General features: G+C 70.4%; 21 protein-coding genes. 6 read left to right on the top strand and 15 right to left on the bottom strand.

All coding sequences use genetic code 11. The features are described 5' to 3' along the window. The first annotated feature begins 136 nt into the window (after positions 1 to 136). Complete coding sequence (locus KLK06_RS37315) at positions 137 to 394, top strand: acyl carrier protein (RefSeq protein ID WP_214640348.1); 258 nt, start codon at positions 137 to 139, stop codon at positions 392 to 394. A 22-nt stretch (positions 395 to 416) separates the two neighbouring features. On the opposite strand, the gene KLK06_RS63215 is transcribed toward KLK06_RS37315, so the two are convergent. The 3 genes from KLK06_RS63215 to KLK06_RS37300 form a co-directional block, all read right to left on the bottom strand. After that, entirely contained in the window at positions 417 to 728 is a 312-nt protein-coding gene (locus KLK06_RS63215; RefSeq protein WP_374197175.1) for a hypothetical protein, read from the bottom strand. A gap of 85 nt (positions 729 to 813) precedes the next feature. Further along, positions 814 to 1,947 (bottom strand): HupE/UreJ family protein, encoded by a 1,134-nt coding sequence (locus KLK06_RS37305; protein ID WP_214640346.1) that lies wholly within the window; start codon positions 1,945 to 1,947, stop codon positions 814 to 816. A gap of 60 nt (positions 1,948 to 2,007) precedes the next feature. Next, positions 2,008 to 5,898 (bottom strand): metallophosphoesterase, encoded by a 3,891-nt coding sequence (locus tag KLK06_RS37300; protein ID WP_214640345.1) that lies wholly within the window; start codon positions 5,896 to 5,898, stop codon positions 2,008 to 2,010. A gap of 416 nt (positions 5,899 to 6,314) precedes the next feature. Between KLK06_RS37300 and KLK06_RS37295 the strand changes: the two genes are divergently transcribed. Further along, the gene (locus KLK06_RS37295; RefSeq protein WP_214640344.1) at positions 6,315 to 8,015 is read left to right on the top strand and encodes a glycoside hydrolase family 55 protein; all 1,701 of its coding nucleotides are present in this window, start codon (positions 6,315 to 6,317) and stop codon (positions 8,013 to 8,015) included. 173 nt (positions 8,016 to 8,188) lie between these two features. Here the strand turns inward: KLK06_RS37295 and KLK06_RS37290 are convergent, their stop codons facing one another. Together KLK06_RS37290 and KLK06_RS37285 are read right to left on the bottom strand one after the other, a co-directional pair. After that, positions 8,189 to 9,097, bottom strand: a complete 909-nt coding sequence (locus KLK06_RS37290) for a hypothetical protein (RefSeq protein ID WP_214640343.1) — start codon at positions 9,095 to 9,097, stop codon at positions 8,189 to 8,191. Between the two features lie 2 nt (positions 9,098 to 9,099). After that, positions 9,100 to 9,699 (bottom strand): hypothetical protein, encoded by a 600-nt coding sequence (locus tag KLK06_RS37285; protein ID WP_214640342.1) that lies wholly within the window; start codon positions 9,697 to 9,699, stop codon positions 9,100 to 9,102. A 174-nt stretch (positions 9,700 to 9,873) separates the two neighbouring features. Here KLK06_RS37285 and KLK06_RS37280 point away from each other — a divergent pair, with 174 nt between their 5' ends. Then, positions 9,874 to 11,097 carry a CynX/NimT family MFS transporter gene (locus KLK06_RS37280; protein ID WP_214640341.1) on the top strand — a complete coding sequence of 408 codons (1,224 nt, stop codon included), beginning with the start codon at positions 9,874 to 9,876 and terminating at the stop codon, positions 11,095 to 11,097. 321 nt (positions 11,098 to 11,418) lie between these two features. Here KLK06_RS37280 and KLK06_RS37275 read toward each other — a convergent pair whose 3' ends face one another. The 3 genes from KLK06_RS37275 to KLK06_RS37265 form a co-directional block, all read right to left on the bottom strand. Next, positions 11,419 to 11,979: a hypothetical protein gene (locus KLK06_RS37275; protein ID WP_214640340.1), complete on the bottom strand. Its 561-nt coding sequence runs from the start codon at positions 11,977 to 11,979 to the stop codon at positions 11,419 to 11,421. A 116-nt stretch (positions 11,980 to 12,095) separates the two neighbouring features. Then, positions 12,096 to 12,281 carry a hypothetical protein gene (locus KLK06_RS37270; RefSeq protein ID WP_214640339.1) on the bottom strand — a complete coding sequence of 62 codons (186 nt, stop codon included), beginning with the start codon at positions 12,279 to 12,281 and terminating at the stop codon, positions 12,096 to 12,098. 140 nt (positions 12,282 to 12,421) lie between these two features. After that, complete coding sequence (locus KLK06_RS37265; RefSeq protein WP_214640338.1) at positions 12,422 to 15,223, bottom strand: BTAD domain-containing putative transcriptional regulator; 2,802 nt, start codon at positions 15,221 to 15,223, stop codon at positions 12,422 to 12,424. A gap of 111 nt (positions 15,224 to 15,334) precedes the next feature. Here KLK06_RS37265 and KLK06_RS37260 point away from each other — a divergent pair, with 111 nt between their 5' ends. Next, positions 15,335 to 15,859 carry a MauE/DoxX family redox-associated membrane protein gene (locus tag KLK06_RS37260; protein WP_214640337.1) on the top strand — a complete coding sequence of 175 codons (525 nt, stop codon included), beginning with the start codon at positions 15,335 to 15,337 and terminating at the stop codon, positions 15,857 to 15,859. A gap of 8 nt (positions 15,860 to 15,867) precedes the next feature. Here KLK06_RS37260 and KLK06_RS37255 read toward each other — a convergent pair whose 3' ends face one another. Continuing rightward, entirely contained in the window at positions 15,868 to 16,161 is a 294-nt protein-coding gene (locus KLK06_RS37255; RefSeq protein ID WP_214640427.1) for a hypothetical protein, read from the bottom strand. On the opposite strand from KLK06_RS37255, the gene KLK06_RS37250 reads away from it, so the two are divergent. Both KLK06_RS37250 and hutH read left to right on the top strand, forming a co-directional pair. Then, positions 16,150 to 16,245 (top strand): hypothetical protein, encoded by a 96-nt coding sequence (locus tag KLK06_RS37250; protein ID WP_308168617.1) that lies wholly within the window; start codon positions 16,150 to 16,152, stop codon positions 16,243 to 16,245. The genes KLK06_RS37255 and KLK06_RS37250 overlap by 12 nt on opposite strands. 163 nt (positions 16,246 to 16,408) lie before the next feature. After that, complete coding sequence (gene hutH / locus KLK06_RS37245; RefSeq protein ID WP_214640335.1) at positions 16,409 to 18,082, top strand: histidine ammonia-lyase; 1,674 nt, start codon at positions 16,409 to 16,411, stop codon at positions 18,080 to 18,082. Here hutH and KLK06_RS37240 read toward each other — a convergent pair. The 6 genes from KLK06_RS37240 to KLK06_RS37215 all read right to left on the bottom strand — a co-directional run bounded on the left by KLK06_RS37240 (position 18,079) and on the right by KLK06_RS37215 (position 24,641). Beyond that, positions 18,079 to 20,412 (bottom strand): glycoside hydrolase family 6 protein, encoded by a 2,334-nt coding sequence (locus tag KLK06_RS37240; protein WP_214640334.1) that lies wholly within the window; start codon positions 20,410 to 20,412, stop codon positions 18,079 to 18,081. The genes hutH and KLK06_RS37240 overlap by 4 nt on opposite strands. Before the next feature lie 133 nt (positions 20,413 to 20,545). Further along, on the bottom strand, positions 20,546 to 20,797 hold the full coding sequence (locus KLK06_RS37235; RefSeq protein ID WP_214640333.1) for an SCO4226 family nickel-binding protein: 252 nt from the start codon (positions 20,795 to 20,797) through the stop codon (positions 20,546 to 20,548). Positions 20,798 to 20,826: 29 nt separating this feature from the next. Further along, positions 20,827 to 21,747, bottom strand: coding sequence for an ABC transporter ATP-binding protein (locus tag KLK06_RS37230; RefSeq protein ID WP_214640332.1), 921 nt, complete (start codon positions 21,745 to 21,747; stop codon positions 20,827 to 20,829). Continuing rightward, positions 21,744 to 22,784, bottom strand: a complete 1,041-nt coding sequence (locus KLK06_RS37225) for an ABC transporter ATP-binding protein (RefSeq protein ID WP_214640331.1) — start codon at positions 22,782 to 22,784, stop codon at positions 21,744 to 21,746. The genes KLK06_RS37230 and KLK06_RS37225 overlap by 4 nt, the downstream gene beginning before the upstream one ends. Next, on the bottom strand, positions 22,781 to 23,650 hold the full coding sequence (locus KLK06_RS37220; RefSeq protein ID WP_214640330.1) for an ABC transporter permease: 870 nt from the start codon (positions 23,648 to 23,650) through the stop codon (positions 22,781 to 22,783). The genes KLK06_RS37225 and KLK06_RS37220 overlap by 4 nt, the downstream gene beginning before the upstream one ends. Positions 23,651 to 23,654: 4 nt before the next feature. Then, on the bottom strand, positions 23,655 to 24,641 hold the full coding sequence (locus tag KLK06_RS37215) for an ABC transporter permease (RefSeq protein WP_214640329.1): 987 nt from the start codon (positions 24,639 to 24,641) through the stop codon (positions 23,655 to 23,657). Positions 24,642 to 24,644: the final 3 nt, after the last annotated feature.

The following is a 24,644-nucleotide window of genomic DNA, read 5'->3' as shown; positions in this document are numbered from 1 at the left end:
TGACAGATCATCTTTCTCGGTAAAACGACGATGGTCAATCTAAGGCGGCTCGAGCACGCGTTGAGCGTCGTCGCGGATTCTGGGATCAGAACGGCCCACAAACGTGTCCAGAAGCCGGTTGAGAAAGGCCTCCGCCATGCGCGTGTTCACCATGGACGACCTCACCCGCATCCTTCGCGAATGCGCCGGAGAGGACGAGGCAGTCGACCTGTCCGGCGACATCGCCGACACGTCCATCGCCGAGCTGGGCTACGACTCGCTCGCGGTGCTGGAGACGGCCGCCAGGATCGAGCGGGAGTTCGGAGTGCTGCTGGACGACAGCGTCATCGCCAAGGCCGCCACCCCCGGAGATCTCGTCCAGGTGGTCAATCAGTACCTCATCCAGGCGGTCTGACCAGGCCCTCGACCAAGCCGCGTCAGGCATGCGGGCCGTGCCGGGCGACATGACGTCCGAGCACGGCCAGGATCCGCTCCAGATCGACCATCGTGCTCTTGAACTCCTCGACGGTCAGCGCCTGGTCGGCATCGCACAACGCACTGGACGGGTCGATGTGCACGTCGAGGATGGCCCCGTCCGCCCCCGCCGCCGCGGCGGCGAGCGTGAGCGGCGGCACGGCGAACGCGCGCCCGGAGCGGGCTGAACGACAGCAGGACCAGTTTCCGGCCGGCCTTGACGGCGAACGCGACGACGGTCGTCGCCAGCGCGATGGCCGGCAGTGCGGCGACACCGTTGAGCGTGTGCCAGTCGACCCGATGCCTGCACGCTTCGTAGCAACGCGTGCTCGAGGTCGGGTCGAGCGGGCGGCCCTTCCGTCAGAGCGGCAGGGGGATCCGCTCGACGAACCAGTACAGGCTGACCGCCACGATGGGGACCGACATCGCGGCCACCGTCCAGCGGGCGGCGGACGTCCGGCGCAGCAGCACCAGCAGCGGAAAGAGCACGGCGATGATCGCGAGCTGGGCGGCCTCGATGCCGAGGTTGAAGCTCAGCAGTGACAGCAGCAGCGCCCACGAGCCGCTCTGGTCGATGTCGAGCGCGCCGGCGAAGCCGAGCCCGTGCACCAGGCCGAAGGCGAAGACGATGGGCAGCCGCCACTTGCCCAGCCGGTCTTCCGCCCGGCCCAGCAGGTTGGCGAGCGCCACGACGATGATCGAGCCCGCGATGATCGGCTCGACGATCGCGCTGGGAACGTCCACGATGCCCATCGCCGCCAGGAGGAAGGTGATGCTGTGGGCGGCGGTGAAGGCGGAGGCGGTGACGATGACGTCGCGGAGCCGGCGCGCGCCGATGAGCAGGGCGAGCAGGAAGAGGACATGGTCGAGGCCGAACAGCAGATGCTCGGCGCCGAGCAGGAAGAACTCGCCGATCTGGCTGGACGCCTTGTGCTCGCCGACCCGCAGCGTGGGGGCTGTGGCGGCCAGCACGCCGGAGCCCTTCTCGCCGTCGAGGTCGTACCGGACGATGGTCTTCGTGCTGTGGACGAAGGACTCGGAGTCGGGGAACAGCGCGCTGGAGATCGCGTGGGCTTGCCCGCTCTCGCCCTGGCAGGCGTAGGTGAGGGTGACCACGGCGAAGGCCACCTTGTCGCGCAGGCGCACGTCCGCGTCGCCCACCGGGGTGGGCGCGCACGGCTTGTCGCCGTACGCCACGGCGAAGCGGCCCGTGACGTACGCGGTCACGGCGTCCCGGTTGATCTTGAGCTGGCGGAGCTGCTCGGTCCGTTCCTTCGCGTCGTAGGCCTCGGCGTAGAGCCAGGCCGACTTCATCAGGAGGTCGTACTCGAGGTCGAGGACCACCTTGACGTTCGAGCCCGTCCCGGTCACCTCGGCCTGGGCGGTGGTGGTGACGTCGTGCGCCGCCGCCGGAGCGGGAAGCACCAGGTCCGTCAGCACGCCGCCGAGGATGGCGGCGAGGAGCACCGCGGCGAGCCAGCGCCTGGGGGGCATGTCTAGTCTCCAGATCGAGGTGGACGCCGCCCCGGACCGTGGGTCCGGGGCGGCGCTGGATCAGCGGTTGAACCAGTGGTACATGGGCGAGTCGGCATCCCACTTGCCGGGACGGCCGTGCTCGTCCTTCGTGACGAAGACGCTCGGTTCGGAGGCGGTCACACCGCCGCCTGCGGAACGCGCCACGACGAACCAGGCGTAGGCCGTGTCGTCCTTGAGGCGGTTCCAGGTGACCGAGGCGACCTGACCCGACGTGACCGTGCTTTTACCGATGATCCGGCTGGGCTTGTAGAGCGCCAGGGAGTCGGTCTGGAAGCTCGTCGTGCGGGAGGTGAGATCGACCGGCAGCACCATGTTGTCCTCGCGGCCGTTGTAGCGGCGCAGCGGATCGAACTCGGTGGCGCCGAAGTCGTTGAGCAGCGGAGAGTAGGCGTCGATGCTCAGCTCCGCCCGCTTGACGTTGAACTGCAGCAGCCGGAAGAAGCTCGCACCGAACTGGAGCTGGTCGTCCGGCTTGTACCCGCCGATCTCGGTGAGCCCGAGACGGTCGGCCGACACCGTGTAGAACTGGTAGTCCGCCAGCAGCTCGACGACGCCGTTGCCGACCTGGCCCACCTTCGGCTTCACGTTGGTGCCCACGCCGTGTTCGTGACCGGCGAGGATGAGGAAGACGTTCGGGTTCTTCTCGACCACCGTCTTGTACAGCATCGAGCCGTCGGGGGCGGTGAATCCGGCGCCGCGCCCGTCGGGGTTGGTGCTCGGCACGAGGTAGTCGTGCGAGAGCAGGATGCCGTTGCGGTCGGGGAACTTCTTGAAGATGGAGTCGGCCCATTCGGCCTCCTCCCTCGTCACGCCGAACGACAGACCGACCACGACGAAGTCCAGCCCACCGGCGGAGAACAGGTCGTAGTGGTTCTGGTTGTCGCCTTCCTTCCACGGGCCGCCGTACTTGGCGTGCTGCCAGCCCTGTGAGGCGTCCTGGTAGCGGCTGGGGCCGTAGTACTTGTTGTAGATCGCCTCCGGGCCGTCCTCGGTGCCCGACTGGTTGTCGTGGTTGCCGGCGATCACGCCGTTGGGGATGTTGGCCTCGTCCAGCACGCGCTGCTGCTTCGACGACACCTCGAACTCGCCGGTGATCTCCTTCTGCGTGGCCTCGTCCGTGGGCTTGCGGATGTTGTTCTCGATGATGTCGCCGGTGTGCGCGACGTAGGAGATCTTGCGCTGGTCCTTGTTCGCCTTGATCCAGTCGACGACGCCGGAGTAGGCGGACTCCCACACCGCGCGCTCCTCGGCCGTCTCCTGCTCCACCGCGCCCTCGGAGATGTACTGGGTGTCGGTGTAGTGGACGATCGAGAAGTCGTACGAGGCGGGGTCGTCGAAGTGGTTCGGGTCACCGGGATCGACGTCGTCGGCGAACGGGTCCTCACCCGTCACCATGACGTGCACCTGCCGCTTGTCGATGTACTTCTCGTCGACCACGGACGTGAGCGAGGTCTTGCCCTCGGCGGCGCCGCGGGCACTCGTCAGGAGGTCCCACGCCTTGTCCTTGGTGTTCCACACCCGCAGCGACACCAGGCGCTCGGGGTCGATGACGCCCTCCCAGCGCAGGACCGGAGCGGCTACGTGCCCCTCCACCTTGACGTCGTACCGCTGGTAGGTGATGTCCTGACCGGCCGGCGCGTCGAGCAGCTTGCCGTCGGCGGGGTCGAGCCCGTCGGCCTTGACGCGCTTCTCGCCCGGCACCTGCAGGGTCGTGGGGAGGGACGTGGCCGTGCCCTGGTAGACCTGGTTCGGAGTGAGGATCTCGGCCTGCGAGAACGTCGCCGTCACCGGGCCGCCGTCGGGCTCGGCGACCTTCGCCGACAGCTTGACGGGGTCGGACACGTCGACGCTCCCCAGCGCCGGGGTCAGCTCGGCGGGAACATCCGGGATGCCCGCGGACTCGAACACGATCTCGCGGGTCGCGGTGTTGCCGAGCCCGTCGGCCCCGGTCACGGCCAGCGTGTGGGAACCGGCTCGAAGACCCGGCCCCACCTTGGCGCCCAGCTCGATCGGCTGGCCGTCGAGCTTGACGTCCGGCCCGGACACCACGCCCGAGGCGTCCTCGAGCTTGACGTCCAGCACGACCGAGGCGGAGATCTTCTCGTTCGCGGCCGGGACGCTCTTGCCGACCTTCGGCGCCGAGTTGTCGGTGACCAGGAGCCGCGTGGCGACCTCGCCCGCCGCCGACGTGGCGGACAGCGTGTGCTTGCCGTCCTTGATGGCGGTGGTGTCGAGGTCGGCGCGCAGGCCGCGGGCCGGGGCATCCACGAGGAACTCGAGGTCGATCTCGGTCAGCGAGTTCACGGTGTCACCGCAGTTGCCGTCGCCCATGCCGTACGAGGTCTTGAGCATCTGACCGGCCGCCGTGCCCGCCGCCGGGGTGAGGGCGATGTTGGAGATCGCGAAGTCGTCGCGGTTGTTGCCGCACGACGTCGGGAAGGTGCCGGCCACGAGGTCGATCGTGTTCCAGCCGGGCACCAGGAACTCGTTCGGGATCGTGAAGTCGACGCGGCGGCTGACGAAGTCACCGTCGAGCACGACCTTCTGGCCGTTGACGAGCACGTAGTTCTGGTAGCGCGCCTCGATCGAGTTGCTGCCCACGTTGAAGCTGAGCGTCGCGTTGCCCGAGCCGAGCGTCTCCATGACGTGCACCGCCGGAGCGTCGATCTTGTAGCGCAGCTCGGCCTCGCGCAGCGCGGTCTGGCTGCTGCCGCAGGTGCCGTCGCCCATCTCGTACGACGGCTTGATGTCCTGGCCGGTCACGGTGCCGCCGTCCAGGGCGAGGGCGAGGTTGGCGATGACGAAGTCGTCGCGGTTGTTGCCGCAGGTCTCCTTGTAGTCTCCGGTGACCACCTTGATCACGTTGTCGCCGGGCACCAGGAACCGGGCCGGAACCGCGATGGTCACCCGCCGGCTCACCCAGGAACCGCCCAGGTCGACGCGCTTGCCGTTGACGAGCAGGAAGTTGTCGAACTTGTCGTCGATCGAGTCCGCGCCCACGTCGAAGCTGAGCTGCGCGGCGCCGTTGCCGAGCGTGGCCTTCGTGACGGGCTCGGCGCCATCGACGGTGAGGGACTTGACCCCGTCCCCGCCGGCGGCCGGGACGGTCGCGAAGACCGGCTTGGTGCCGGCCACGAGCGTGCCGTCCGTGGGCAGCAGCCGCGGCGCGCCGGCCGGGGCGTTGTTCACGGTCACGGTGTTCTTGACGGTCACGCCGGCCGCGGTCGTGGCGGTGATGGCGTGCTCGCCGTTGTCCAGTTTGGCCGTGTCCACGTCCGCGGCGAGGCCGGTGGTGCCCTGCGGGTCGGACTGGACGAAGAACTTGAGCGTGGCGCGCTTCAGCAGCGAGGTGTTCGTACCGCAGCTTCCGTCGCCGAAGGAGAGGGTGTAGGGGTTGTCCTCGCCGTCCGCGACCTCGCCGAGCAGTACGAGACCGACGTCGGACAGCACGAAGTCGTCGTAGTTGACGCCGCACGAGGACTGGACCGTCCCGACGACGATCTCGACGGTGTTCTCGCCCTTGACGAGCTGCTCGTTGGGGATGTCGATGGTGGCCCGCGTGCTCACGTAGTCGCCGATGTCGCTGCGGTGAGCGCCGTTGACGAGCACGTAGCTGTGGTACTGCGCCTCCGTGGAGTTCGGGCCGACGTCGAAGCTGAGCTTGGAGACGCCCACGGTACGGGTGGCGTCGAGCGCCTTGCCGTCGATGTCGAGTTTCGTGACGCTGTCACCGGCCGTGGACGGGACCGCCGCGACCTTCGCCTTGCCCTCAAGGTAGGAACCGCTGACGGGGGTGAGCGTCGGAGGGTTCGCCGGGCTCTGGGAGCTGGTGGGCGTCGGGCTGGGCCGTCCCCGCTCTTGCTGCGCCGGGTCGGGATCGGCGTAGGCCGACGTGACGAGGCTGCTCATGAGCAGCGCCACGACCGTGCCGACCGCGGCGAGACGCCATCGGCGCCCTAAACCACCCCGTGATTTACGTGCTGCTGACCGCATCAGATGCAGTCCCTTCTTTCCTTACGTGCCCTTGCGGCGAACACTTTGGAGCGCACCCGTGAATGGTGTGCATGGAGAGGCTGAAGAGAAAGCAAACGATCAGATGATTCTGCTCATCCATTACGAAATAGGAGCAAATGGGTCACAAGATCGAACGTCCTTACAGAACGTCCAGACAACCTCTCCGGACGAGACAAGTTTTTCGGAAAAACATCCGATGTATAGTCGCCACTTCCCCGCGCAAGGCAGTTGACAGGCCCGACATTCTATGGGATTACAGTCAAAAGATCCCATCTTTGAGTTCACCGCACCGCTCGACTCCGAGGAGCACCATGCGTCAGGACCTCGCCAAGCTGAGCCGCCGAACGCTCGTCGGTGGCGCGGTGGCGGCCATCGCCGCGCCCGCGCTCGTGAGCGGATCCGTGGCGGGGGCCGAAACCGCCCGCGCGACGACCGAGGGGGCGCCGGCCCGCCATCCGGACGCGTCCGCCGCGCTGCTGGACCAGTGGGCGCAGGCGCCCGGATCCCACCCCCTGATACCCGACATATCCCGCGCGGGCTACCGCCTCGGAGCCCGTCTGCCGCGCCTGGACGTGGTGACCCGGGTGACCGACCACGGCGCCCGCGCGGACGGGACGACGGACTGCGCCCCGGCGTTCAACGCGGCGCTGCGCGCGGCCGGGGAACGGGGCGGCGGCGTGGTGCTGGTGCCACGCGGCACCTACCTGCTGGCCTCGCCGGTCTTCGTGCACTGGTCCAACGTCGTCCTGCGCGGCGCCGGGCGCGACGCCACCGTGCTGCGCTTCAGCCGGACGCTGGACGACGGTTACCGGCCGGCCCGGCAGTCCAACGGCAACAGCCGCTGGTCGTGGACCGGCGGGCAGATCTGGTTCATGGCGGCCGAGCGGCGGGCCCGGTCGGAGGCCGAGGACTTCGCCGGCACCGAGGGCTGGCTGCTGGGAGACACCCTCGCGGAGGCCGGCGCCGCCTCCCGCGGCGAGCGGACACTCATCGTCTCCGGCACCAGTCGGCTGCGCGCGGGCGACATGGTGGTGCTCGAGTGCGACAACCCACCGGACGCGAGCTTGCTGACCCATCTGGCCGGCGACATCCCCGGCGCCCGGTCCTACGACTGGCCGCGCGGGGCGCCGCAGCTCGTCACCGGCTCCGGCGGCCAGTACGTCCAGTACGCCACGCTCCAGTGGCCCGTCCGCGTCGAGGCGATCCTCGGCGACCGTCTGGTCGTCCTGGCCCAGCCGCTCAAGTACGACCTGCGCCCCGGCTGGCCGGCGCGGCTGCGCGCGATCGGCCCGACCGTCCACGACAGCGGCGTCGAGCAGCTCACCATCCGCAACGAACTGGTCGCGATGACCGCGCACAACAGACATCCCGGCTCGAACGGGGTGTGCTTCCAGGCCGTGCACGACTGCTGGGCGAGCGACGTACGCGTGGAGAACTGCGACCTCGGCTTCGGCTTCACCTCCGCCAAGTCGACCACCCTCTCCAGAGTCGCCGTGGGCGGCCGGGCCGCTCACCACAGCTTCGCCTGCCGGATGCAGTCGCACGACAACCTCGTCGACGACTTCGAGATCGAGGCGTTCACCGTGCCGGTGCCGTCCGGCGCCGTCCACCACGGCCTCAACGTGGAGGGCCTGTCGTCGGGCAACGTCTGGCGGCGCGGCCGGATGGCCGAGGGCACCTTCGACACCCACCGGGCACTGCCGTACGAGAACGCCCGGACCAACATCACCCTGGTGAACAACGGCCGCGTCGGCGGCTCGGCCGCGTCCGGCCCGCTGTTCGGGGCCCGGATCGCGCACTGGAACGTCCGGGTCACCGGCGGCAGCGCGTACGCCCTGACGATCGCCGACGTGGCCCCCCGCAGCGTGACCGTCGGCATCCAGGGCACCAACGGCACCGCCAGCGAGCTCACCCCGGACTTCACCGGCGACCTGGAGAGCCTCCTGGTCGAGCAGGGCTCACCGCCCCGCGTCACCGACCTGTACGCCGCCCAACGCGACCGCACAGACTAACCGACGCTCCCGCGTTACGACACGGCCACGCGCAGCGGCGTGCCCGCGACCCGCTCCTCCTGCTCGCGGACATGTTCGCGGTGTTCGCGGGCGCGCTCGCGGAGGAGGAACGTGTCACGGGCACCCTGGGCGCCGCGTTCTCGTGACGGGTCATGTCCTCGCCGATGGCGAGATCAGCACGCCGATGAGTCGGCCGCCGTGCCTTCGGCGCAGGCGCTGGCCACCAGCCGGGTGCGCAGGGTGGACAGGGTCGGCGCCGTGCCCGCGGTGGGCGCGGTGGTCGTCGTGGGCGCGGTCTCCGGCTCTCCGGCGGGCACGGAGGTGGCCGTCGCGTCCGGCTTGCGCGTGGGCTGGGGGCAGAGGTCGTCGTCGCAGGTGGACGTAGGAGCGGGCTCGGACTCATCCTCGGGTACGTAGGTGTAGCCCAGGAGCTGCGCGGCCCGTTCGCCGTCCATGAGCGGGGCGATGACGGGGCTGCCCGCCGACTCCTCGACGAACAGGCCCTCGCCGATCGGCACGTGCACCGACTGGGCGTAGGCCAGTTGCGCGGGATCGGTGACAGGGCGGCCGAGGAGCTGCCGGCGCGCGGCCAGGTTGTGGACGTACATGAGGCCCGTGCCGGCCGTGCCGATGGAGTCCTTGAGCTCGGCCAGTGTCGAGGTGGCGGGATGCTCGACCTGCAGTCTGATCTTCCCGTCGGCGTAGCCTTGGCCGAGCTGCCCGGCCAGGACCTTGTCCACGCGTACGACCAGGCTGGCGTACCGGATCGCGGCGTCCTCACTGTCGTAGGCGACGATCGCGGAGGAACCGTCGGAGTCGTCGGAGGCGAACGCGATGCCCGGCTCGATGTCCACGATCGTGCCCTGGACGAGGGCGGCGGAGGCCTTGAAGGCGGCCGAGTCCGCGGCGCCGGGGGTGACGTCGGCCAGCGAGTCGAACAGGTAGTCGCCGTCACCCGCGCTCGCGCCGTAGCGGATCTGCGCCCAGAACGACTGCTCCGGGGTGTTGACCACGGCGCCGGCCGCGGTTCCGGTGATGACGGCGGCGACCAGGGTGACCGCGATGACGAGCTTGTTCCGCATGGTCACCACGCTCCGTTGATGTGCGCGCGGTCGTGGCTGCTGTAGGTGGCGGTGGTGGACGTGCCGGCCTTCATGCATGAGGTGAGGTTCGTGTGGCCCAGTCCGATGCTGTGCCCGATCTCGTGGCAGGCGGTCTTCCTGCGAACGGCCGTGCTCGTCATGTCGGCCAGGTCGAAGCGGAGCTCGGCCCGGTCACAGGTGTATTCGCCGCCTATCTGGGCCAGCACCCTGACGCACTTGGTGGAGCCGGTGAGGTTCTTGCCGGTGCTGGAGCCGTCCCAGTCCTTGCCCCAGTAGTCGACGTAGTAGGCGTCGAACATCACCACGTCGGTGTGGGTGCCGGCGGCGCTGTCATAGCCTCCGATGCGCAGATCGGACTGGTAGTCCAGGTTGGCCATGCCGTAGTCGGCGGCGTACAGCATGTTGGTGGTGAGGGTGGAGGCGTTCCAGTAGACGTCGCGGTTGTCCGTCTTGGGGCAGCACCAGGTGGGGTGCCATGCGTAGAAGCCGAAGGTGTTGGCGGTCGCGGGAATGGCCATGGTGACCGCGGCCGAGGCGGTCGTGACCAACGCGAAGAGTAAAGCGAGAGCTGACTTGCGCATGGATGATCACTTTGGGATCTACGCGCGGCGGCAGCAGGAAATTTACGTCAACGGTAGGCGTACGCCAGGCGACGACTCTGCTTTCGACGGGCGACTGAATCGGGTTGAACGGCACCGGCTGCCCGGCAATGATCGAATCCGGGAGTGCTCCCCCAAACGGTGCGAAGGAGACTCATGGACCCCCAGCCAGCGCCCGCCACATCGAAGCCGAGCGTGGAATCCCCGCCGAGCTCGCCGTGGGTGACGATCGTCATCGTCTACCTCGGCGGGGTCGTCGCGGCGATGAGCCTCGGCAAGTTCGCCTCGGTCGGGCCGGTGGTGGCGGCCGAGCTCGGGCTGTCGCTGTCGCGGCTGGGCTGGGTGATCTCGGCGGTCGTCGGCGTGGGCGCCGCCGTCGGCCTGCCCGCCGGGTATCTGGTACGCCGCTTCGGCGCGGAGAGGTCGCTGGTCGCCGGCCTGATCCTGATCGCGGCGGCGAGCGCGGTGAGCGTGGCAACCGGTGACTTCGCCTGGTTGCTGGCCGTCCGGGGCGTCGAGGGCATCGGATACGTGCTGGTCACCATCTCCTGCCCGGCGCTCATTCTCCGGCTGGCCCGCGAGCGGGACCGCAGCATGGCGCTGTCGTTCTGGGCCACGTTCGTCCCGATGGGAATCGGCGCGAGCACGCTCGCGGGGGGCGCGATGGGTTCCGCTCTGGGCTGGCGCGGCTGGATCGGGCTGCTCGCCGGCCTGACGTTCGTGATGGCGCTGGTGGTCTGGGTACGGCTGCCACGCGGGGCCGGGCGGCAGACCGCGGCCGGGCCCGTCCCGCGCGCCGGGGCGCTGATGTGGCCGGCGGTGCTCGCCGCGGCCTTCTGCCTGGCCGCGTTGGTGACCATTCCGGTGATCGTCCTCCTGCCCACGCTCCTCATCGAGCAGCACGGACGCTCAGCCACCGCCGCCGGCGCCGTGACCTCGGTGATCTCGCTGCTCAGCGTGCTCGGCGGGCTGGCCATGGGAGTGCTGCTCCGCAGGGGCACGCCGGTCGGCGTCCTGGGGCTGGTCGGGCTGCTGACCGTACCGGCTGCCTGGCTGATGTACGGCGGCCCCGGTTCGGTGGCAGCCGTACAGGCCGGCGCGGGGGTCGTCTCGATGGAGAACGGGTTCCTGGGAGCCCTCGTCTTCGCCGCGCTCCCGCTGGTGCTGGAGCGTCTCGACCACGCTGATGTCGGCAACGGCGTGGTCGCCCAGGCGGGCAGCCTCGGGTCGTTGCTCGGTCCGCCGCTGTTCGGCCTGGTGGCCGGCGGGATGGGCTACCAGGCCCTGGTGCCGGTCATCGCCGTCGGGATCCTGGCCGCCGTCGGCCTGTTGCTGCTGGTCGGTGTACGGGTGGCCCGGCCGCTGCCGAGCACCGACTGAGCCGCGGAGAGCGGCACCGATCCTCGCCGAGCGGCACGACGATCCTGCCGCCCTGGGCGTCGATCCCCGAGGTGGTACGCCAGTCGAACGAGCGCCCCGGCTCCACCCCGATGACCTCCCCTCCGTTGCGATAGGTCCGGCCCGCGAACCGCATCACCTCGGCGGTGGTCGTACCCACCCGGACGATCCCGTCGGGGTGAGGAGCCATCGTCTCGACGCCCTTGCGCCAGCGCGGGTCCTGCCCGTAGTCGGCGACGGCGGCGCGTACCGCGCATCCCGCCAGGACTCGCGGCGTCGGTGTCGTCTCCGGCCCGCGGCTGGTCACGCCGGCGACCCGGCCGGCAGCCGAGAGATCCGGGGCGCCGTGGCGAGCAGCCTGCCGCCCGCGGTCACCTGGAAGAAGCTCGGGAACGACTGAACCCGGAACGCGTCGGCGACCTGCGAGAACGCGTCCTCCGTGATCACCTGCGCGACGGGTGCCAGGGCCGTGATCAACTGCTCGGGATCACCCGACCGGCCGTCGACCACGGCCAGCACCCGTGACCGGTCCTGGTCCGCCGCCCAGGAGGCCAGCTCAGGAAGCTGCTCGTGGCAGCCCTTGCAGTCCGGCGACAGGAACGCGACGACCGTCCCCTCAGACAGGAGATCCCGCGTCACGCGGGTTCCGTCCATGGTCGTCGCGTCGAAATCGGCGACGACCTCACCGACGGCCAGGCCCCCGCTCTGGCCCGCCCCGCCCAGGGCGCCCGTGCCTACGGCTTCGTACAGCGCGTCGATCAGCTTCGTCTGCTCCCGGAGCCGCCGGACCACGCCGAGGGTCAGCAGCAGGTCCACCAGGCAAAGGGCGCCGACAAGGGCCACGATCGCGATCAGGTAAGGCACAGGACATCTCCGTGTCGAAAGCTCATGAGGGTGTGCCCGGCCGCGGCCGACCACCGCCGGGCACCGGTCATCGCGGTGGGCGCGTCACCGTGAAAGGCTGCTACGTGGCCCAGCGGTTACGAGCAGTAGATGTATTTCTGGCAACTGCCGCACGACACGTGGCCGTTCGGGTAGTAGCAGCAGTACTTCGCGGTGAATGCCGGGAAGCTGCAGCACTCATAGCCGCAGTCGGTAGCCCGGGCTACGGTGTGCGGCGCGATCAGCTCAAGGAGCCGGTCGGCCATTCTGGTGACGACGCGCATAGAACCTCCCAATCGGCGGTCCCGAGCGGGCCCACGCCCGCCCGGCGCGGCCGGGTACGGCCGACACGCCGCCGTCCCGCTGCCGCACGTCGCAGCCTGCACCGGGGGGCTGAGCGATTTCTCAATGATTTCTTAACGGCCTATCTCCGCTGGTCGGAAGGCTGGTCGGAAGGCTGGTCGGAGGGCTGGTCGGGAGGCTGGCCGGGCGGCTGGTGGGACGGCTGGTCGGCGGACGCGATGCGGGCGCGCACCTTGCCGGCCTGGGCGTCGCCGAGGGCGTCGTAGCACTCCGCCGCCCGCTTCCAGGCGTCGAGCGCGGCCGCGGTGTCACCCGCCCGCAGCTGCGTCTCGCCCAGCCGGACCAGCGTCTCGGCGGCCGGGTGCAGGTCGTCGCAGCCGCGCCACAGCTCCACCGCCCGCTCGTAGGCCGCCACCGCCTGCCCGAAGTCGCCTTTGGCCTCCAGTACGGTGGCGATGCTGTCCCAGGCGTGCCCCTCGCCCTGGGCGTACCCGAGCTCGGCCAGGATGCGCTGCGCTCGGCGGCAGTCGGCCAGCGCCTGGTCGTACTCGCCGATCCGGGCTCGTAACCAGCCCGCGTTGTTCAACGCCCGCGCCTCGCCGATGACGTCGCCGGCCTGCCGGAACAGTTCCCGCGCGCGCAGCGCGTGGTCCAGCACTTCGCCGGGTCGCACCCGGTTCAGCGGGACGGTCAGGCCCAGGTGGACGTGCGCCTTCAGGACCGGCTCGTCGAGGTCCCGATACAGCTCCAGCGCCTGATCGAAGTGCTCGACGGCCTCCCGGTCGCGGCCTAGCCTGACGTGGGCGCGGGCGATGCTGTTGTGGCAGCGGGCTTGGGCCGGCCGGTCGCCGAGCCGCCTGGCCGCGTCCAACGCCACCCCCTGAACGCGCAGGATTTGCTCCCATGGACCGCGGCGCTGCATGAACTCGGAGAACGCCCACGCCAGTTGCCACGCGTGCCGGTCCAGCCCGGCCGCCGTCGCCTCCGCCAGCAACCCCGGCAGCGCCACCGACTCGTCGGCGTACCAGCGCAGGGCCTCCGCCGGCCCGGCGAAGGACTCCGGCACGGCACCCCGTGCCCGCGGTTCCAGCTTCAGCTTCTCGCGGTGCGGGTAACAGACCTCGCTCGCGGCGTACGCCGAACACAGGTAGTAGTCCAGCAGCCGCCGCGTCGCCGCACGCTGTACCGTCCGGCTGTCGGCGGCCCGCTCCTGCTCCAGCGCGTACACCCGCAGCAGGTCGTGCAGCCGCAGGCGGCCGGGTGAGCGGAGGCCGACCAGGTTGGCGCGGTCGAGCTGCGCGGCCAATTCCCGGGTGCGGTCCACCGGCAGAGCGGCCAGGCTCGCCGCCGCGGCGAGCGGCAGGTGCGGCCCGGGGTGTCGCCCGAGGCGCCGGAACAGCCGGATCGCGGGCTCGGGCAGGTCCCGATACGACCGCCCGAACACTCTGCGCAGGTCAACGGCCGGGTCGCTGTGGGCGAACGGCTCCAGGTCCGCGCCGGCCCGCGCGAGGTCGGCGGCGACCTCCGCCAGCGGCAGATCGGTGCGCTGCGCCAGTTGCGCCGCGACGATCGCCAGGGCCAGCGGCAGCCGGCCGCACCGGCGGATGATCAGCGCGGCGGCTTCGGGCTCCGCCGCCAGCCGCGGCTCGCCCAGCCTCGCCGACAGGAGGCGGTAGGCGTCGTCGTCCGGCAGGACGTCCAGGCACACCAGGGAGGCACCCGCGGTGACCGCGAGGCCGGACAGCTCGGATCGGCTGGTGATCAGCGTCAGGCATCCCGGCGCGGTGGCCAGCAACGGGCGTACCTGTTCGGCGGCGCGGGCGTCGTCGAGCACGACGAGGACCCGCCGGGAGGCCAGCATGCTGCGGTAGAGCCCGATCCGGGCCTCGGCGCCCGACGGCACCTGGGACTCCGGGACCGCGAGCGCGCTGAGGAACCGGGGCAGGACCACGGCCGCGTCGGCCGGGTCGAACGTGCTGAGATCGGCGTACAGCTGCCCGTCCGGGAAACGGTCGCGATTCAGATGCGCCCAGCGCAGCGCGAGTGACGACTTGCCCACCCCGGGCGGTCCCGAGATCGCGCAGACCGCCGCGGTCTCCGGCCGTTCGCCGGTCGCGATCGCGGCCAGTCGTTCCAGCTCCGGCGCCCGCCCGACGAAGCCTCTCAGGTCGACCGGCAACTGGGCCGGGACCACGTGTCCGGTCTCGGCCGCGTCGCCGGACCGCAGCAGCGTCCGATGGACGCGCCGCAGTTCCGTGCCCGGCTCGACGCCCAGCTCATCGGCGAGCGTCCGGCGTACCTGCGCGAAGTGCGCCAGCGCGTCGGCGGTCCGCCCCCACGCGTGCAGCGCCTCGATCAGCGCGGCCGCCAGGAGCTCGTCCAGCGGGTACTCGTCGGCCAGCGGGGACAGTGCCGCCACCGCGGCCGCGGCGTCACGGCCGGTCACCGTCCGCGCCCATCGCAGCATGGTCTCCTTGCGTTCGTCGCGCAGCCGGTGGCGGGCCCGCTCGGCCCATTCGCCGGGCAGCCCGGTCAGTGGGTCGCCGCGCCACAACGCGAGAGCATCAGCCAGCAGCGGCGCCGGATCCGGCTCGGCCATCGCCTGGTAGGCGAGGCTCCGGAACCGCGACACGTCCACCGCGGACTCGTCCACGTCGAGCAGATAACCCCCGAGCCGGTGGACGACGGCGCCGTCACCCGCCAGCACGTCGCGGCGGATGCGGGTGATGATCGTGTACAGGGTGCGCCGCGCGCCGGGCGGAACCTGCTCGCCCCAGACCCGGGCGAGGAGCGTCTCGACGGACACGACCCGGCGAACCTCCCACGCCAGCGCGGCGAGTGCGAGCGCGACCTGCGGCGGCCGTACGGGCTGGGTCTGGCCCGAATGCTCCACCTCGATGGTTCCGAGCAACCGAATCAGCACGACGGTTTACCCCCTGCTTGTGGATCTTCGAGGGTAACGAACCCCTTTGGCAGCGATACGCGGGAAGCAGCGCTCTTGCTGGATTCGCTCCCCCGTGGCTAGGTTGTGATCATGCAGTACGTCGATGTGGCGAGCAGACTGCTGCTGCTCACGATGTTCGCGCTCGCCCTGGGGAGCAAGATCTACAGCCGCAGGGCCTGGGGCGAATTCGTCGAGTCGACCAGAGCGATGGCGGTCGTCGGCGAGGCGCGGGCCCCGGCGGCGGCAGTAGCCACGGCGGTGGCCGAGGGCGCGGTCATCGTGCTGGCCGCCGTTCCCCTCCGCTGGGCCGGATCAGCGGCGTTCATCATCGCCGCCGGGCTGCTCGGGTGTCTCGCCGTCGCCGTCGCCATGGTCGTCCGGCGGGGGAAGTCCGTCACCTGCCGCTGCTTCGGCGCCTCCCAGACGCCCTTGGGCGTATCGCATGTGGTCCGCAACGTTCTTCTCGTCGTGATCGCCCTGCTCGGGCTGGCGGCGTCATTCGTGAACGGTTCCTTCGATCCGACTCTCAGCGCCATCGTCGGCGTCTTCGGCGCCATTCTGGGATTGCTCGTCTCCCGATGGGATGATCTCGTCTCGCTGCTGGCGGCGCCCTGAGGAACCAGTCAGCCGAACTGCCAGCCGATCAGGTTCCAGTGCTGGCAGAACCAGGTCAGGCCGAGCATTCCCACCAGCAGGGTCACCTGGTGCCCGCGGGCCGCGAGGCCGATGTGCGGTCGATTCCAGCTCGTGACGGTGACCGCGGTGGCGGCGGCGGTGAGGGCGAGGAACAACGGGGGCAGGAGCAGCAGAGCCCGCAGGCTCGTCGGCGCCCCGTACAGGATGCTGGTGTCGCCGGTCAGGGTCAGCGCGAGCAGCGTGACGAACACCACATGAGCGAGGCGACCGTGAAGAGCCATGTCTCGCACCTGTTCGACAAGCTCGGCGTCACCAACCGCGTCCAGGTGGCCATCACCGCCCATCGTGCCGGCCTGGTCGACTGACTCAGGGCTTGGTGCTCGTTGGAGAAGTAAGCGCCGGTCATAGGTCTGGTCGAGGCCGAGTCAGCACTCGTCTCCCGGTGTTGAGCCCTCTCTGGCTCTCGTTCGTCCGGTGGCTATAACGGAGCGGCATTGATCTTCGTCGTGAGGCTCGGGGGACGACTTGATGACCCATGTAGGACGAATAGCCGCCGGCGTGGGCCTGCTCGCCGCCCTGTGCGTGCCGGGGCAGGCGGTCGCCGATCCTGAAGCGCCGCCGGTGTTGGACCTGGTGCTGGACGGCGACTCGCTCTCTCTGCGGGACTCCTTCGCGATCCTGGAGGGCCGTCCCGTCTCCGTGCGGCTCGCGGCGGACGCGTGGGCGCACATGGCCGAGACGCGGGCGGGAGCGCTGGCGGCCCTGGACGACCAGCGGGTGTACGGGTGGAACCAGGCGCTCGGGCCGCTGAAGGACCGTCCGCTGACGCCCGAGGAGGCGGAGCAGTTCCAGCGCAACGTGCTGCGCTCCCACGCCGCGGGCGTCGGGGAGCCGCTGCCCGACAACGTGGTCAGGCTGGCCTTGATTCTCAAGGCGAACCAGATGGCCAGAGGAACGGTCGGCGTACGCCCCGAGGTGCCCCAGCGGCTGCTGGCCATGGTCAACGCCGGGGTCGTACCGCGGATGCCGCAAATCGGCTCGCTGGGCACCGGAGACCTGCAGCCGCAGGCGGCGGCCGGGCTGGCGGCGATCGGCGAGGACGCGCCGGTGCGCTACCGGGGTGTGGAGGGACCCGCCTCCGAGCTGCTGCCGAAGGCCGGGCTGGCCGCCGGCTTCACCTTGCGGGCCGGGGAAGCGCTGCCGATCATCAGCGGCAGCACCGTCCTGGCCGCCACGCTGATGGACGCCGTACACCGGGCCACCGTACTCGCCGACCAGGCAGAAGGCGCTTTCGCCCTGTTCATGGAGGCGACCAGGGCCGAGCAGGGATCGCTGGACGCGCGTACCCACGAAGAACGCCGCATCCCCGAGCAGAACTCGATCGCCGCGCGACTGCGCGCGATGGTGGCGGGCTCAGGCTGGATGACCGAAGAGGGCCGCAAGCGCCTCGACCCGGCGAACTACCACCCACGGGTCCAGGACGCGGTGTCGGTGCGGGCGGCGCCGCACATCATGGCCGGGCTGCGGCACGTGCTCGCCGAAACGCGCCGGACCCTGGTGCGGGAGGCCAACGCCTCGACCTCCAACCCGTTGGTCTTCAAGCGCGATCAAGGGCCGGGGTACGAGTTCGTGATGGGCGGCAACTGGGACGGCTCCGTCATGGGGCACCTCGCCGACACCGTGAACGCGGAGATCACCGACCTCGGGGTGCTGTCGCAGGAGTTGTCGGGGCGGCTGCTGTCCCCCAGGTGGAGCTACGACCTGCCGGCCAATCTCGCCGGTGGGGCGGTCGGCCTGAACTCCGGAATGGTGCAGGTGCAGACGGTGGCCGCCGCGCTGATCCCGGAGATGCAGGCCAGGGCCACACCGGCGGGCACCCTGTCCCGGCCGGTCAAGGATGGGCAGGAGGACCACAACACGATGGCGATGGCCTCGGTCCGGCACCTGCACGAGAACCTCGACCGGCTGGAGATCGTGCTGGCGGTCCAGTACCTGATGTCCGCCCAGGGAATCGACCTCATCGCGCAGAAGATGGCGGGCTTGCCGCTCGGCGCCGTCACGCGGTCCCTGCTGGCGGAGATCCGGGGGTACATCACGCCCCTGGGCGATGACCGCTATCTCACCCCTGACCTGGAGCGGGCCATCTGGCTGGTGCACAACCGGCACCTGGTGCCGTCCATCTCCTCGGACGGCCGCGGCTAGGGGGTCGCGGACGTCAGCGGCGGAACCGCGTTCCGCGCTCTCTCCAGTGCTTGGTCGGGCCACCACTGGCCGGCGGCCGGGGTGACGATGCCGTACGCCGGGTCCGCCGGTCCCGAGGTGCCGCGGGTGCACTGGCCGTTGGAGAACCCGGGGCTGTTGAGCCAGAGCAACGCGTCGGTCAGCGGCCTCCCGGTGCCGGCGGTCGGCCGTGCCCCGGCACCTCTGCCGGGAGGGTTGCACCATTCGTCCGGCACCGGGAACCGCCCGGCCGGCGGCTGCCATTCGCCCGCACCGTTCCGGCTCGTGTCGACGATGAAGTGCGGCAGGCCGGGCGCGTCGTCCGGTACGGCGGCGAGAGCCGCGTCGGCGCACGAGGCCGTCCGCGACACCGTCCTCAGGTGGACGCACCTGGACAGCTTCGCGGCGTAGGCGAGCGAGCGATCGGTCGGGCGGTAGCCGACGATGTTGACGTAGAAGCCGTCGGCGTGGGCCGCCCCCGCGTTGACCAGCCGGTCGGCGATCTGTGTGAACGCGGGCCACCCCGCCAGCCCGCCGTCGAGGTAGACGGCGGTGTCGGCCAGGCCGGTGAGGGTCTCCACGGCGTAGGAGAGATCGCCGTACCGCTGGACGGCGGCGGCCTCCCCGCCCCGCGGGCATTCCGGGCCGCCGGGTATCCGCGCCAGGCCGCTGGGCTCCAGGGCGACGACTGCGGGCCGGTTCCCGATGCCCTCGGCCACCGCGTCGATCCATGCCCGGTAGGTCTCGGTGTTCGGGGCGCCGCCGTTCCAGCAGTCACGTCCCGGGATGTTGTTGGTGACGAACACCGGGACGGTCCGCTGTCGGTCCGCCTGGGTGACGGTCTCACGCACCGTACGGGAGACGTCGGCGGGTGAGCCACCGGCGAGCCAGATGGCCTGGGGGACCTCCGACATGGCCCGTATGAGGGCGGCGTCGGCCGTCCTGCCCTGGGCCGACCAGGTCCGGGCCTGCCGTGCCGCTTCGGTGTCCGGCTGCGCGTAGAACCGTACGGCGTCGGCGCGCAACGGGTTCTCGCCGGGGAGCTTCCGCCACCGCGCGCCGGCGTCCTCCGCGACGGCGGGGGTCCGCATGGACAAGCCCGGAAGGCCGCGGTCGGCGGTCGCCTGGATGGTGAGGACGGTGCCCGCCATCACCAGGGCGAGCGCGCCGGCCCACACCCATCGCCTGGACGCGGCCCGACGACGTCGGCGTCGGCCCTTGCCCGGCTCAGCGACGCCACCCGGCTCGGGAGTGGTCGGCTGACCTTTGGAATCGGTGCGAGAAAGCTTGCTCCGGGGCGCTTCGAACGGAGCACGCGGGGGCTCGGCCCCGCGCGCCACGGGCAGAACGTCCCCCGCCGAGGCACCCAGAGGGTCGGCCCCGCGCGACGGAACGTCCCCCGCCGAGACGCCCAGGGGATCGGTCCTGCGTGCCTCGGGCGGAGTGTCCCCGGCCCGAGTCGGCACCGAGGCGGGTGAAAGGCGTCTTGTCGTGCCCCCGGCGAGTGCGTCCACGATCTCCGCGGCCGTCGGGCGACCCGTCGGGTCCTTGCTCAGCGCGCGCCGCACCAGGTCGCCGAGGACGCCGTCCAGTCGGGGGAGGACTGGGTCGTCGTGGATCACCCGGTAGAGCACCCCGTGACCCGCCCCGGTGCCGAACGGCGGCTGCCCGCAGGCCGCGAAGACCACGACACCTCCCCACGAGAAGACGTCGGAGGCCGGCGTAGCCGTCCCGCGGGCCTGCTCCGGAGACATGTACGCCGGCGTGCCCATCGCGGTGACGGAGAGCGTGGTGGAGTCGGCCGAGAAGGCGAGGCCGAAGTCGATGACCTTCGGGCCCACGGGGGACAGCAGCACGTTCGACGGTTTGAGGTCCCGGTGGACGACGCCCGACGCGTGGATCGCCCCCAACGCGACCGCCGTGCTCATGGCGAGTCCCTCGAGCTCCGAGCCCGACATCGGCCCCCGCTCCATGACCGCGCGGTACAGCGTCGGCCCCGGCACGTACTCGGTCACGACGTACGCCGTCTCGCCGTCCACATCGGCCTCGAGCACGGGAGCCGTGGAGAAGCGGGCGACCCGCCGCGCGGTCGCGACCTCGCGGCGGAACCGCCGGCGGAACTCCGGGTCACCGGCCAGGTGCCGGTGGATGACCTTGACCGCCACCAGTCTCCGCCCACGGCCCTCGGCGAGGTAGACGATGCCCATCCCACCCTCGCCGAGCCGGCGGATGATGCGATGGCCGCCGACCCACCCTGGGTCGTCGCCGGTTCTCCTGTCCACCGCGTCGCCGTGCTTGGTGCCGTGTGCCATCGCCCGCCCATCTAGAAAGACGCCGGGGTCCTCCTGAGACCTGAACGCAACAGGACTTTCCGCTCCAGACAGTCGACAAGAGGTACGGCTCCGGCGGCACCCGGGTTCAGGTGCCGCCGGTAAGGCACGGCGGCTACTCCACCTCGATCGGCAGCTCGTAGATCTCCGAGGTGGGGTGTCCGGCCTTCTCGTGCACCCGCTGCACCGCCTCCTTCGACGGTCCGGACGACAGGCAGAACACCTTGCCGGACTCGGGGTCGAGCCAGGCGCGCTCGAAGTGCACGCCCTCCTCGCCTTCGACCGCGAGGTCGCGCTCGTGAGCCTCGCGCAGCTGCTCCTCGGTGACGCCGACGAACCCGCTGTGCACATCCATGAACTTCGCCATCGTGAACTCTCCCTCGGTCCCCTTCTCTGTTAGGAGGGCGTTCCATCCCGTTCCATCGCCTGCCGGTCCGGAGCGTGGAGGACACAGCGGACGAGGTGCTCCTCCCCGTACGTGGGGACTTCGTCGGCGCACGCGTCGGTGGCGTACGGGCAGCGGTTGCGGAACAGGCACCCGCCGGCGAGCGGCGGCCCGTTCCTGCGCTCCTGCCGGGGTGGCCGCTCGCCCTCGTGCGCGGCCCAGGGGTCGGGGGCGGCCTCGGCCAGCAGCCGGGTGTACGGATGCCCCGGCGTGAGGATGACGTCGTCGGCCGGGCCGCGTTCGACGATCTGTCCCCGGTACATGACCATGATGTCGCGGGCGAAGTGCCGGGCGGTGGCCAGGTCGTGCGTGACGTAGAGGACGGCCAGATCCTCTTCGCTCTTGAGCCGGTCGATCAGGTTGAGTATCTCCAGCCGGATCGACACGTCCAGCATCGAGACCGGCTCGTCGGCCAGCAGCACCTTGGGGCGCGGGGCCAGCGCCCGGGCGATCGCCACCCGCTGCCGCTGGCCGCCGGACAGTTCGTGCGGATATCTGCGGGCGAAGGCGGCGGGCAGGTTGACCCGCTCCAGAAGCTCCTCGGCCGTGCCCGGCGTCTTGTGGATCTCCAGGGGGCGGCGCAGGTGGTAGCCGATCGTGTGGGCCGGATTGAGCGACGCGAACGGGTCCTGGAAGACCATCTGTACGTCTTTGCGGTAGTCCGAGGTCTCCAGCAGGATCTCGCCGGAGGTGGGCGTGACGAGCCTGGCCAGCATGCGGGCGATCGTGGACTTGCCGCTGCCGCTCTCCCCCACCAGCGCGGTGGTCTCGCCGGAGCGCAGGTCGAAGGAGACGTCGTCGACCGCCCTGAGGCGCTCCTTCCTGGAGAGTTTGAAGGTCTTGCTCAGGTGGCTGACCGTCATCGACGTCATGAGGTCACCTCGTGCTCGGCGTACTCGAAGCGGCGTTCCAGCAGGCGCCGGTCGGGGCGGGCGGGGTGCAGCCTGCGGTCGTACTGCAGGCAGGCCACGAAGGAGTCCTGGATCGAGTCGAGCTCGGGCTCGTACTTGTGACAGCCCTCGAAGGCGTACGGGCAGCGGGGCGCGAACGAGCAGCCCGTCACCTCCTTCGACAGGTCGGGCGGGCTGCCGGGGATGCCGTGCAGCGCCTGGCGTTCGCCGCGCAGGCTGGGAAAGGAGTTGAGCAGGCCCACCGTGTAGGGGTGGCGGGGCTGGAGGAGGGTGTCCTTGCTGGTGCCGTACTCGACGATGCGGCCGCCGTACATGATCGCGAGCTGATCGCTGATCTCCAGCAGCAGCGACAGGTCGTGGGTGATGAAGACGACGGCGAAGCCGAACATCTCCCGCAGCCGGTCGATCTCCTCCAGGATGTCGCGCTGCACCACCACGTCCAGTGCCGTGGTGGGCTCGTCCAGGACGACCACGTCGGGGTTGAGCGCCATCGCCATCGCGATCAGCACCCGCTGGCGCATGCCCCCCGACAGCTCGTGCGGGTAGGAGCCGATGCGTCCCGGGTCGATGCCGACCAGGTTCAGCAGTTCGCGGGAGCGCTCCTCCCGCTCGCGCTTGGACATCGACGGCTCGTGGGTGGTGAACACGTCGTGGAGCTGTCGCCGGACGCTGAGCACGGGATTGAGCGCGTTCATGGCGCTCTGGAAGACCATGGCCACCCGCCGCCAGCGGAAGCGCCGCAGCGCCTCCCCGTCCAGGGCGAGCACGTCGATCGGGTCGCCGTCCTGGGGGTGGAAGACCACCTCGCCGGAGGTGGTCCTGCCGGGTGGCTGCAACAGCCGGTTGATCGCGTACGCCAGCGTCGACTTGCCGCAGCCGCTCTCGCCCGCGATGCCGAGGACCTGGCCCCGGCCCAGCTCGAAGCTGATGTCGCGGACCGCACGGGTCTGTCCGTAGGCCACGCTCAGGTTGCGTACGGACAGAACGGTGTCGTTCATGCGGCCGCCTTTCGCAGTCGCGGGTTCATCAGTTCGTCGATGCTGAAGTTGATCAGGGAGAGCCCGGTGCCGAGCGCGGCGATGCAGAGCCCCGGCGGAACGAACCACCACCAGGCGCCCAGCGAGAGCGCGGAGCCGTTCTGGGCGAAGTAGAGCATTCCTCCCCAGGAGGTGACGGAGCCGCCACCCAGGCCGAGCGCGGACAGCCCCGACTCGGTAAGGATGGCCCCGATCACCGCCCAGACGAACCCGGAGGCAATGACGGGGGTGAGGTTGGGCAGGATGTGGAAGATCATGATCCGCCAGCCCGGCTCGCCGCTCACCCGGGCCGCGTCCACGTAGTCGCGGTTGCGCAGCGACATGACCTGCGACCGGATGACCCGCGACGGACCCGCCCAGCTGATCAGGGAGATGATCAGCGCGTAGGTGACCGGGCCGCTGTCCTCGACGTAGTCGGCGACCACGATCAGCAGCGGCAGCGTGGGGATGACCAGCGTGACGTTGCTGAGCAGGGAGAACGCCTCGTCCAGCCAGCCGCCGACATACCCGCCGACGACGCCGACGATCAGCGAGGCCGCCGTGGCCAGCACTCCGGCGACCAGGCCGATCAGCATCGACCCGCGCGTGGCGTGCAGCAACTGGGCCAGCACGCTCTGCCCGGTGTCGGTCGAGCCGAGCCAGAGCTGCGCCGACGGTGATTCGAGCCGTCCGGCCACGAGGGCCTCGGGGTCGCCGACCAGCACGGGCCCGATGACGGCGAACAGGGCGAAGAAGCCGACGATCACCAGGCCGGTGACGAGCTTGCCCGATCTCGGCAGGCCGAGCAGCCGGTCCCGGGGAGCGGCCAGGCTTACAACGACGGTCACGGCCTCAGCCCGCCTTCCGCACTCGGGGGTCGATCAGCCCGTACAGCAGATCGACCAGGAGGTTGGCGGCCAGCACGGCCGCCGAGATCATGAGGAAGAGGCCCTGCATGAGCGGGTAGTCGGCGCTGCCGACGGCCTGCAGCAGCGCGAAGCCCACGCCGGGGTAGGAGAAGACCACCTCGGTGGCGACCTGGCCGCCGACGAAGAAGCCGAGCGTGATCGCGAACCCGGTCACGCTGGGCAGCACGGCGTTGCGGGCCGCGTACGCGATCATCACCCGGCGCGGGCGCAGCCCCTTGGCCCGCGCCATGACCACGTAGTCCTCGGCCATGGTCGAGACCATCATGTTGCGCATGCCCAGCAGCCACCCCGCCACGCCGGAGATCACCAGCGTGAGCGCGGGCAGCACGCCGTGGTAGAGCACGCTGCCGATGAAGTCGCCGGTGAAGCCCATGCGTACGTGGGCGTAGTCGTAGGCGCCGTTGAGCGGGAACCAGCCGAGCCCCCCGCCCAGGAGGAAGAGCAGGAGCAGCGCCAGCCAGAAGTACGGGATCGCGGCCAGGAACGTCGTGGACGGGATGAGGCTGTCCAGCCAGCTCCCCCGCCGCCACCCGGCCACCATGCCCAGCCCGACGCCCAGCCCCATCGTGATCAGCAGCGAGATCGAGACCAGCCCGAGCGTCCAGGGCATCGCCTGGCCGATCACCGTGGTCACCGGGGCCGGATAGTAGAGGACGGAGGTGCCCAGGTCGCCGGTGGCCAGGTGGCGTAGGTAGGCGAGGTACTGGATCCACAGCGGGTCGTCGCTGACCCCGAACATGATCTCCAGGGTCCTGCGGAACTCCGGTGGCGGCGGTTGCCTGGTCTGGAAGCGCGACAGGATGATGTCGACCGGGTTGCCCCTGATGAGGCGTGGGATGAAGAAGTTGATCGTCAGTGCCGCCCACAGCGCCACCGCGTAGAACCCGAGCTTGCGCCAGAGATATGCCATGTG

The organism is Nonomuraea sp. NEAU-A123, from assembly GCF_018603905.1.
Lineage (GTDB): Bacteria > Actinomycetota > Actinomycetes > Streptosporangiales > Streptosporangiaceae > Nonomuraea.
This window is presented reverse-complemented; position numbering and strand designations above follow the sequence as displayed.